Origin of the sequence: Nocardiopsis sp. RV163 (genome assembly GCF_001029525.1) — a bacterium.
Lineage (GTDB): Bacteria > Actinomycetota > Actinomycetes > Streptosporangiales > Streptosporangiaceae > Nocardiopsis > Nocardiopsis dassonvillei.
This window is the reverse complement of the sequence record NZ_LEKI01000324.1, coordinates 1-1,730: the sequence shown is the minus strand read 5'-3', so window position 1 is coordinate 1,730 and position 1,730 is coordinate 1. Positions and strand designations below refer to the sequence as shown.

The 1,730-nt window shown below is 72.7% G+C and carries 1 protein-coding gene; it reads right to left on the bottom strand.

Translation table 11 applies throughout. The features are described 5' to 3' along the window. Positions 1–420: 420 nt before the first annotated feature. Positions 421–1,608 (bottom strand): ROK family protein, encoded by a 1,188-nt coding sequence (locus ABD54_RS26470; protein WP_047872278.1) that lies wholly within the window; start codon positions 1,606–1,608, stop codon positions 421–423. Positions 1,609–1,730 lie beyond the last annotated feature (122 nt).

Here is a 1,730-nt window from a genome sequence, read left to right as displayed (position 1 = left end):
TGGAGTCGCGCCTGACCAGGCGGGCCTGGACGGCGGTGACGACGACGCTGGTGGCCAGGCTGATTCCGGCGCCCAACAGGATCAGTACGAGTGGGTTCTCTGGGAACACGGCGGGGACCTTTCCGGGCGGGGGTCCGCACGGGCGCGGCCACGGGGGTGACGGAGGTGTGCGGGGCGGGGTGATGCTCGGTGACTATTCGTCACACCGAGGGCGGTTGTCAAGTGCGTGTGCGGGGCGAGTGCGCGCCGGTGAGCGTGTCGTCGCAGTTCAACCGGGGTGAGCGCGGGGGCACGGCTCGGTCGCGGGTCGCAGCGGCTGCCGGAGGGGGCCGATCCCTCCCGTGCGGGGATGCCCGGTCGGGCGCGGAGGTAACTTCCCCGTCCGCGGCCCGTGGACGGGGAACGGGGCGGTCGGCGCGCTCAGCCCGCCAGGAGCTTGTTCACAGCCTCCGGAGACAGGATCTCCTCGGTCACCATGGCCGCGCAGCCGCGCACGCCCGCGTCGTCCCACAGGGAACTGGCCACGACGCGCAACTGCCGGGTGGCCAGGGCGGTGCACTGCTGGAACACCACCTCGCGCACGCCCGCCACCAGGTGGTCGTAGGCCTCGGCCAGGTCGCCGCCCAGCACGATCACCTCGGGGTTGAGCAGGTTGACCGCCCCCGCGAGGGCCTCGCCCAGTCTGCGCCCTGCCTCCCGGACCAGGGTGACGGCCACCGGGTCGCCCCCCGAGGCCAGCGCCACCAGGTCCTTGAGCGTCCGCGCCTGGCACCCCCGCTCGGCGGCGCTCTCCAGCAGCCGCCGCCCGCCCGCGACCGCCTCCAGGCAGTCGGTGTTGCCGCACCGGCACGGCAGCCCGCCCGCGCCGCGCACCGGGATGTGCCCGATCTCCCCGGCGGCGCCCAGCGAACCGCGCAGCAGCCGCCCGCCGGACAGCAGGCCCGCGCCGATCCCCGTGGAGACCTTCACGAACACCATGTCGTCGGGGTGCCCGTGCCCACCTGCGATGTGCTCGCCGAGCGCCATCACGTTCACGTCGTTGTCCACCATCACCGGCACCGGGAAGCGCTCGGCGACCAGCGGGGCCAGCGCCACGCCCGCCCACTTGCCGAGGAAGGGGCGGTCGTCTGCGCGGCCCGCGTGGAACTCGACGGTCCCGGGCAGGCCGATGCCCACGCCGCGCACGTCGCCCGGGTCGCGGCCGAGCGAGGCGATCTGCTCGGACCAGGTGTCCAGCAGCCAGGGGAGGGTGGCGTCGGGGCCCTGCTCCATGGCGGGCGAGCCCGGGGTGCGCATGAGGACCTCGCCGTCGAGGTCGCACACGGCGGCCTGGCTGCGGACCATGCCCAGGGCGCTGGTGAGGATGAGGCCGCTGGCGGCGTTGAACTCCAGCAGGGTCGGCGGCCGTCCGCCGCTGGAGACCGCGCCCGAGCCCTCGGTGACGAGCCCGCCGCCGATCAGCTCGGTGACCCGCAAGGCGACGGAGGGGCGGGACAAGCCCGTGACCCGGCCGATCTCGGAGCGGCTGGTCGCGGTTCCGGAGCGGATCAGCTCCAGGATGTGGCCGCTGGTGGCAGCAGAGGAAAGGCGTCCGGGGGTTCTGGCCATAGCTCATTCAACCATGAGGTTACGACTGCAAGGCTGGGAGGTTATGTAAATAATTGTTCTCAAGTGTGCTTGGTTTTTTACCATAGTCGGGCTTAGGCTCAAAAGGCCGGACGTCCCGCGCG

Coding starts and splice junctions, on each gene's coding strand:
- ABD54_RS26470 (WP_047872278.1), bottom strand. CDS start 1,608: ATGGCCAGAACCCCCGGACGCCTTTCCTCTGCTGCCACCAGCGGCCAC.